This is a genomic window from Bacteroides clarus (assembly GCF_015555825.1).
GTDB lineage: Bacteria > Bacteroidota > Bacteroidia > Bacteroidales > Bacteroidaceae > Bacteroides > Bacteroides clarus.
In genome coordinates this window covers 264,512-273,618 of record NZ_JADNLF010000005.1, presented here as the reverse complement: position 1 = coordinate 273,618, position 9,107 = coordinate 264,512, and the positions used below count along the sequence as shown (strand labels likewise).

General features: G+C 40.4%; 5 protein-coding genes. All 5 read right to left on the bottom strand.

All coding sequences use genetic code 11. The features are described from left to right. Positions 1–53: 53 nt before the first annotated feature. Positions 54–863: an SDR family oxidoreductase gene (locus I2F54_RS08000; protein ID WP_118467575.1), complete on the bottom strand. Its 810-nt coding sequence runs from the start codon at positions 861–863 to the stop codon at positions 54–56. A gap of 70 nt (positions 864–933) precedes the next feature. Beyond that, positions 934–3,309, bottom strand: coding sequence for an alginate lyase family protein (locus tag I2F54_RS07995; protein WP_195500923.1), 2,376 nt, complete (start codon positions 3,307–3,309; stop codon positions 934–936). A gap of 196 nt (positions 3,310–3,505) precedes the next feature. Then, a complete protein-coding gene (locus tag I2F54_RS07990) occupies positions 3,506–4,075 on the bottom strand; it encodes a hypothetical protein (protein ID WP_009120220.1) in 570 nt (189 codons plus the stop codon). 20 nt (positions 4,076–4,095) lie between these two features. Beyond that, positions 4,096–5,769, bottom strand: a complete 1,674-nt coding sequence (locus I2F54_RS07985; protein WP_118045472.1) for a RagB/SusD family nutrient uptake outer membrane protein — start codon at positions 5,767–5,769, stop codon at positions 4,096–4,098. A 25-nt stretch (positions 5,770–5,794) separates the two neighbouring features. Next, positions 5,795–8,923, bottom strand: a complete 3,129-nt coding sequence (locus I2F54_RS07980; RefSeq protein WP_118045469.1) for a SusC/RagA family TonB-linked outer membrane protein — start codon at positions 8,921–8,923, stop codon at positions 5,795–5,797. Positions 8,924–9,107 lie beyond the last annotated feature (184 nt).

Sequence of the window (9,107 nt, the reverse complement as noted above, 5' to 3'; positions counted from 1 at the left end):
TGAAATATTTCATCCCGCAAGACAAAAGGCATCGTCTTGCGGGACGGATTTTATCAGATTGAGAAGGCGTCGAAACCGCCGTCCACTACCGAGAGCGCTCCGGTCACGAAGCTGGAAGCGTCACTGATGAGGTAGTGAATGGTTCCGAAGAGTTCTTCCGGTTCCGCGAAGCGTCCGCACGGTGTGTGCGCGATGATGGTCTTTGCGCGGTCTGTATACGAACCGTCGGGATTGGTGAGGAGCGCACGGTTCTGGTTGGTAAGCAGGAATCCCGGAACGATGGCGTTCACGCGGAGCTCAGGGCTGAACTTGGTTGCCAGCTCGGTTGCCATATAGCGGGTATAGTTGCCGATGGCTGCCTTGGCGGAGCCGTAACCTACCACGCGCGTCAGCGGACGGAGAGCGGATTCGGAGCAGAAGTTAACGATGGCGCCCTTCTTGTTCTTTGCCATGACGTCTACGAACACCATGGTGGGGAGTACCGTACCGAAGAGGTTCAGGTCTACGACTTTGCGGAATGCGTCCACATCCAGGTCGAGCACGGTCTTGTCCGGAGCGATGGTGGCGCCCGGCATATTGCCGCCTGCGGCGTTCAGCAGCACGTCGATGGTGCCGAAACGTTCGAGTATGGCTTTCTTGTTTTCTTCCAGCACTTCCTTGTTCAGTACGTCGGTTACGAGGAACAGCGCTTCGGACTTTTGGTTAAGTTCGGCTTCCAGTTCCCTGCCCGCTTCTTCCACACGGTCCAGAACTACGATTTTGGCTCCTTGCTCGGCCAGATAGTTCGCGATGTTTCTTCCCAGAATACCGCAACCGCCTGTCAGGACGATTACCTTGTCTTTGATGTCGAATAAGTTTTTCATGATTTATGTATTTAGTTAATTATATGGATGCGCATTTCTTTTGGTTTGTGTTGCAAAGATATGGAATTAATTATTCTTTTACTATTGGAAGTGTATCAGAATTTATATGATTTGTATCAAGCATTCTTTTTCTGGCCAGTGCTTCCAAATAGTAGTAGTCAGCATAGGAGAGTGGTACATCGATTTCATCTCCTCCCGGATAATGTCCGGTAGAATGAAGTAATAGGAATCCATAGGCCGTTTCTGATTGAGCTTGGTAATCTTTATTGAGGCTGTCTACTATTTTGTTTGCAAGCTTTTTATATCGCCGGCTGTCATTTGCGGATACGTAGGTGGAAAGCTCATATAAGGCGGATGCCATAATGGCTGCTGCCGATACATCTCTTGGTGTGTTGGGTATATCAGGAGTTTTCATATCCCAATATGGAATCAGGTCTTCTGGTAGGTTAGGAAGTCCGAAGAAAAAGTCTGCGATATGTTGTGCTTGTTTCAGGTAATCTGAGTTTTTGGTAAAGCGATAACACATGGTATATCCATATAATCCCCAGCCTTGTCCGCGGCTCCAGAAAGAGTCGTCAGAGAAACCTTGTGCAGTTTGCCGGGCGCGGACTGCACCTGTCTTAGAATCATAATCTACTACATGATAGGAAGAATAGTCCGGGCGGAAATGATTCTTCATAGTGGTATTGGCATGATTTACTGCTATCTGATGGTAAATGGAGTCTCCTGTTTCTTGTGTTGCCTGGAAAAGCATCTCAAGATTCATTAAGTTATCAATAATAACAGGATACTGCCATTTGTCACGGTTATGATCCCAAGAACGGATACATTTTACCTTTGAATTATAACGTGTAATTAGTGTTTTGGCGCTTTGTAGCACTACGTCTTTATAAGAACGTTCTCCGGTCAGTTCCCAAGCTTTTCCGAAGCTGTTGTTTATCATGAAACCAAGATCGTGTGTACCCTTATGCCATTTGGATTCTTCTATAGGCCAGGTGAAGCTGATGGCTTGCTGACGCCAGTAATCATCGTGGGTGTAGGCATATATTTGCCATAAAGAGCCGGGAAAGAATCCTGAGCACCAGTCATGCGGATGTATCATACGTAACGAACCGTCTTTATTGATACTACGTGGTGTTACACGTTTTTTACATTGATTCTCTTGCTCTTTTTTAGCTTTGTTTGCGCACTCTATAGCAAAGTGGAGCTGTTTACAAGCGAAAGCATATGCATTATCCACTTCGTCAGGCTGCATGTAAAGCAGGTTGAAACGATCTTTCCAATCAATGATGCGGTTGGCATTATATAACTGAAGATAATCTTGACGTTCCGGGTTCAAATAAACGGCACAGCGATATAGGTCTTTACAGAATTCCTGCTGTTTGTAATCCCATTCGCTGATTTGCTGGTAAGGCCATTCTTTAACGTCTTTACCTACATATTGTACAAGGAAGTCCATGGCTTTATAAAAATTACGACCATCTGCCGAGGTAGCGTTATCAATATGAATATTGATTTTCCGTGCCATGAGGAAGATATCAATTAAGTGTGTCAGGTTGTATTGAGAATATCCAAAGGCAAGAGTACGTCGCAACTCTTGCGGTTGCCGGCCATCTGGTTCTATTTGAGTAAAAATCCGTCTTGCAGGTATCGCATTGATAATTTCTGTAGCTATTTTTATATTTCCCGAATATAGAGCGAAAGCGATAGCTTGAGCATCGTGCGCTGTACTATGATTGTTGGCTTGGTTGGCTTCTTCTTGTCCCTGCGGACTGTTTAGTATCCAGTGGAGCAATTTACCAAACCATACTTTTAATCGTTTAGCATCTTTTGAGGTAAATGATTTGGATTGCTCCAGCAGTTTTACCGCATCCAGCATTTCTACAAAAGAGTAAGTGTCTATGACACCGTAACAGCGTCCTTTGTTGTTATTACGGCCGGGTATCATTTGGGCGTATTCCAAATTGGGATTCATGTATGTATCTTTGTTGAAGAACCATACACGGATCAGTTCCGTTGCTTTTTGCGCGTATTTTTCATCTTCACTAAAATACCATGCCAATGAAAGGGTCGTGATACGGCTGGCTGTGCTTCCCAAACGATTACGATCCAATTTATCGAGTTCGGGATTGGATACTCCGTCACGGCTAATATATGGCAGGCCGTCCGGTTTAGAGGGATCGGGCCAATAATAACGTGCCTGGCTCATGTAATCATGCTTGTTTCCGCTTCCTGGCGTTTTCTCTTTCATCATGACGGAGAGAGGTTGCACGTTCAATAACTTATCAGCTTCAGACTTTAATTCTTGATAAGCACTTGCATAGAATGGATTTTGTAACGATTGTTTTACATTCTCAAGATGTGCTGTATTCCAAATGGATTGTGCTTGTAATTTGATAGTCAACAGTAATAAAACGACTATCCATAGCTCTATTTTTAATCTCATGCTGTTTTTGTTTTAAAGTTAGTACGTTTCTATGATTTTGTGCATTAAAAAGTATGTTCTAACAGTCGGGCAGAATCATCTAGAAGTTATCTAATTTGTTCGGTTAAAAAAGAGAGACGGAAATCAGGATGAATCATAAATTTCCGCCTCTCTAACCCTAAGTACAATCTTTATATCTTAAAAAAGGCCTACAAAACTATTTTATATAGACCGTTACATAGTAGTTTTCACTAAATGCACGTACTTCATATTCATTTGTTTTGGTAATAGTCGTAGAGCTAACATCGGTTGCGTCAATTGTTTTATTAGGATCATAAGTGAGCACGCGAATAGCCCCTTTTGTTCCATTTAAAGCTTTGATATAGACATTCTGGCTACCTTTTATGGCATTAGGCCAAGTCATGCTGTATCCGCCATTATTATCCGGAGACAACACATTACCATCTTTATCTACTACCTGGTAATCGGTTCCACATACTAACTGAGGAATGGTATTACCTTCGTCTTGTGGAATAGGTGAGGTATAATAAGCTACTACCGGGCTATAAGAACGCGAATAGGCACTGAAAAAATAAGTCGGAATAGCTACTGTCTCTCCCTGGTTTACATTGTATTGAAGTTCATTTCCACCAGGAAATTGTACATTCCCCAAACCGTAATAGTAAATATGTTCCATTGCCGGATTATTATTGCTCCATTCTTCGTCACAACTTATAAATAAACTGCAAATAACAGTATAAACGAATAAAGTTATTATCTTTTTCATAATTCTGATAACGTTTTTAGTTAGTCATTTTTTGCATTGCCCCACTTGGGATTTTGTTTAATATTATTTCCGGATAAGGCTATCTCTTCACTTGGAATGGGATACAGGTAATCACGTTCGGGATCAAAACTTCTGGACTCAGCTTCTTCCAGAACGTAGATATTACTTTGATCATATACCTTTTCGCCTTTAAACATACCGTTGGCTTCTGTTATTTTCCCTACCATTTCGGCCTCGGTTTTAGTACTTTCACCTGGTTTATATACAAGACCTAGGATGGTTACGGGAAGCACTTTTTCTGCTGTTTTCCAACGAATAATATCATCGTAGTGTAAATTTTCATCGATAAACTCTACCATTCTTTCCCGCCGAATCTCATCTAGCATGTTTAATTGATGTGCTAATACAAACTCATTGGTCAGATCTACATTAAACCCTACACGTTGTCTGAGTAAGTTTACAGTGTCGTCTAATTTGGGATTACTAATGCTTCCATCTCGTTCGTAAAGAGCTTCTGCATAGGAGATGAGGATTTCCGCATACCGGATAATCATTTTATCATTGCTTCCGCTATTGCTTTGGTCTTCTTCAAGTATGAACCCTTTTTTGATTGCATAGCCAAAAGGATGGTTCTGGCTATTTGTTTCAAAGGGTTTATAGGGGCCTTTATAGGCTTTCTCATTTACATGGTAGATGGTCATAGCAAGACGTGGGTCGCGGTTAATAAAGATATCATCAATACTAATATCGGTAAGAGGTCTTACTTGTGATTTTTCCCGTGGAAGTCCATCTGTATAAAGAAAATTATCCAACATGTTGCGTGTCATGGAAACCGTACTTTCCAATTCACGGGAGTTATTGTGGTTGATAGTTCCTAATGGGCCGTATACTTTTACAAATATGTTTTCTTTATTCTGACGGCCTTCTCCATCGTGCAAAAATAATTTTTCAAATCCGTTTTGATAAAGTTCATGGTCTTTTCTGATATAAATCATTTCTTCGGCTGCATCGATTGCTTTCTGTAAATGCGCTTTATAATCTCCACCGGGAGTTTGATGATATTTTTTGTGGGTACCTTCATATAATCCGATACGCACAATCATGCCCAATGCTGCCGATTGCGAAACACGTCCCCAGTCACCTTCAGGAATATCATCAATTTCCGGCAAATGTTGGAGTGCAAAGTCTAAATCTTCATAACATTGTTGTATTACGGTCTCACGTGGATCACGTCCGCGTTTAATATCCGGATCGCTGGTTGTATCGAAGGCTTTTAAAATCAGAGGTACGTCACCGTATTTCTTTACTAAGTCAAAATAGTGGTAGGCACGAAAGAAAAATGCTTCTGCTAACCAACGGTCTTTTATGGTTTGCTCAACAGGTACATTTTTACCTTTTGCGATAATATTATTACAAACAGCAATCTTTTCGTATGGATCACTCCAATCACTGGCTGTTCCTGGTACGCTACGATTTCCACTAGAGACCCCATTTTGGCTCTTTCCCTCTAATTCTTCCGAACGTTGATCGTGTGAAAAACCGGGTAAATCAATATAGAGTTTATTACAGGCGCCTCGTAAATCAGTTTCTGATTTCCAAAAATTGGAATCGGCTAAATCAGTTTCCGGTTCTCGATCCAGTGTACAACCTGTCATCAAGAATATTCCTGCTAATAGTATAAATATCTTTTTCATGTTAATGTCTATAATTTGTTGTGTTTTAGAATGATACATTTAAGCCGACAGTCCAGGTACGGAAGAAAGGATAGACATCCCTTCCGGGTGTATTACCTACTTCCGGGTCGTAAATGGAAAGCAGATTGCTATGCTCCCATATATCTTCTCCTGTTACATACACCCTTAACCGGTTAATATATTTCTTGAATACAGGTATCGTATATCCTAATGTTATGTTTTTTAAACGGATATAAGCGCCGCTTTGGATCCATTTATCTGAGGCTTTATAGTTGAAATCATTACCTTTGTTGTTATATATGCGTGGCCAGTATGCGTTTGGATTATCTTCAGTCCAGTAGTCACGATGAATTGTCCAAGGCATGTCAGCGGTGTTGTAAAGTGGACATATGGCAGAACCTTCTAACAAAACGGAACGTTTGCCTACTCCTTGGAACATTACGGAAATATCAAATCCTTTCCATTGAGCCGCCAAATTTAGTCCGTATAGATAACGCCCGTTGGTATTACCTAAATAAACCAAGTCTCCCGGGTCTTCTGGAGTGGCGCCACCTACACCGATTTCATGGTCTGCCTTGCCTTGTGCTACATATTTGACATCACCGCCTGCAATCTTACCATCATTGAATGATTTATAGCCAGGGTGGTCTTTTTTATATTGTAGATACTCTTCACGGCTTGTCCAGTATCCATCAGTGACATAACCCCATAAAGAATTCATCTCATAACCTTCTAACAGGTCTACAGTACCGGCTTTAATAGTACTTGCACCGTCATATTGTACCAATTTGTTTTGGCTATCAGAGATATTGAATGAAACTTGATAGTTTATATCTTTAATTTTATCTTTCCAGCTGATGTTGAAATCCCATCCCCAGGTTTTCAATTTTCCTACGTTCATTTTGGGCACACCGATGCCAATTTGACTGGGTAATTGAAGTGAAGAAAGCATGTCATTGTTGTATTTCCAATAGTATTCGAAACTTCCGCTTAAACGATTGTTGAATAAACCGAAATCAATACCTAAGTTCGTTGTTTCAATGACTTCCCAAGTTTTATCTTTTGCGGCAAGATTTTCTTGATAATAGGCTTTTTCGGCAATGTAGCTTTCATCTTTTAACATTGGCATATAGTCGTATAATCCTAAAACAGCGCCGTTGCCAAGCTGTCCCCATGATGCACGCACTTTCAAATTACTGATAAAGTCTAAATTAAACCATGATTCTTCATTCATACGCCAAGCTGCCGAAACAGAGGGGAATGCTCTCCAACGCTTACTGGGATCCAATCGTGAACTGCCATCATAGCGGACATTGGCCTCTAAGAGGTAACGCTCTTTAAAATTATAGTTTACTCGTCCAAAATAAGACATCATAGACCAAGGTTCTATTTTATCACTCAGTTCTGAATTAGTCGCTATGGAAGTATCATAAGCATTAAAAGAGAAAAAGTCATTGGAATTCATGTTTTTGGCTGTTGCGGACATTTCATCATTACGATAATTTTCATAAGATGTACCTGCTAAGATGTTGAAGTTATGTATGCCTTGCAAATCGAAAGTATAGTTTACAGTCGCTTCCAATACATCATGATAGTTAGAACTTTTTTTCTTATTCAGAGAATTGTTAGTTTCGTATTTTTGTTGTTCTTTGACATGCACTCTATCGTACCACAAAAGTGTACGTTTAACCGTAGCTTCTGAACTATAGCCGGCCTTACGAGATGCGCTTAGATTAATGCGTAGTCCTTTGATAAAATCTTTTATGGTCAAATTAGCTTTACCGATGAACGCTTCATATTTCGTATCTTTACCGCCACCATGTTGCATAATGTCAATTGGATTCTTGTGTAAATCTCCATTATAAATGCTACCGCTTTCATCCATTACATCGATATAGTTAGTGGGAACATAGACCGGTTGACGTCCGCGATTACCATATAACATTTTAAATATATCATCGGCGCCGGTAGCTGGTGATTCTATTGTTCTAGATTGGTATTGTACATTAATACCTAAATCTATGTATTTGTTAATGCGTGTATCTATTTTGGCATGTAAATTATAGCGGTCACTGCTGTCCGGTCCATATTTTAGTAAACCATTTTTGGTGAAAAAATTGGCTGATAACATATACTTGATATTTTTGCTACCACCGCTTACAGATACTGCATGGCTCTGTTGTGTAGTAAAATCTTTAGTTCCTTCATCTAACCAGTTGTAAGCATCAAAATAGTCCCAACGTCCATTAGACAGTGGACGGTAATTGAAGTTTGGATTTCCAACCCATGATGCTTTTTCTGCAGTCCATTCAGGCGCGCCACTGGCGGCAATACGACTTTGGTCAATGAAATATTGTTCTTCCCAAGCAGGCAAACGCTCTGGCATGTTTCCAGGAGTGTTGAAAGCGAAATAGCCGTTATAGCTGATTCTTGGTTTTCCTTCTTCTCCTGTTTTTGTTGTGATTAATACAACGCCAGCCGCTGCGCGGGCACCATATATAGCGCAAGAAGCGGCATCCTTTAGAACGGAAATGGACTCAATATCATTAGGATTTAATAAAGTCATATCTCCTTCTACACCATCAATTAACACTAATGTCGACGTGGAATTGGCGGAAGAAAAACCACGGATACGCATACCGGATGATTCACTACCGGGTTGACCGCTATTACGCAGGATAGCGACTCCTGGCATTTCACCTTGCAAGGCCGACATAACATCAGAAGAAGGTTTGGCTGCAATCTGATCACCGTCAATGGCCGATACAGAACCAGACAAATTGACTTTCTTTTGTACACCATAACCTACAACAACAACTTCCTGCAAAGTTTCACTATCTTCTTTTAATTTAATGATCCCTTGTGCAGCGGATGATGGTAATTCTACTGTTTGGTATCCAATATAAGAGAAGATAATAGTAGATTCATTGGCTACTCGCAATGAATAATTGCCATCCATATCAGTGATGGCGCCATTAGTAGTTCCTTTCTCTTGGATAGAAACACCAATGAGACTTTCATTAGTTGTTGCATCTATAACCTTGCCTTTGATACTAATGCTGTTTTGAGCAAAGGTTTCTGCACTAAAAAGGAAAAACATACAGCATAGAGACAGTAGCTGTATAACTTCCCGGGAGAAGATTTTTTTTCTCATGATACATAGATTTAATTAATTATAAATTTTGCATTTGCATGGAACAAAAATAGGACTCTATAGTGATAGATGTGTGATGAGCTACTACATCAAAAATTTCTCTTAAGGTGTTATTAACTACATCAATACTTTCTTTTGTGTTTTATATATTATTGATAAATAGTGATTTATATAAAATAAATAA

What these genes read in the sequence shown, in the direction of transcription:
- I2F54_RS08000 (WP_118467575.1), bottom strand. Translation starts at nt 863, where the DNA reads ATGAAAAACTTATTCGACATCAAAGACAAGGTAATCGTCCTGACAGGC.
- I2F54_RS07995 (WP_195500923.1), bottom strand. Translation starts at nt 3,309, where the DNA reads ATGAGATTAAAAATAGAGCTATGGATAGTCGTTTTATTACTGTTGACT.
- I2F54_RS07990 (WP_009120220.1), bottom strand. Translation starts at nt 4,075, where the DNA reads ATGAAAAAGATAATAACTTTATTCGTTTATACTGTTATTTGCAGTTTA.
- I2F54_RS07985 (WP_118045472.1), bottom strand. Translation starts at nt 5,769, where the DNA reads ATGAAAAAGATATTTATACTATTAGCAGGAATATTCTTGATGACAGGT.
- I2F54_RS07980 (WP_118045469.1), bottom strand. Translation starts at nt 8,923, where the DNA reads ATGAGAAAAAAAATCTTCTCCCGGGAAGTTATACAGCTACTGTCTCTA.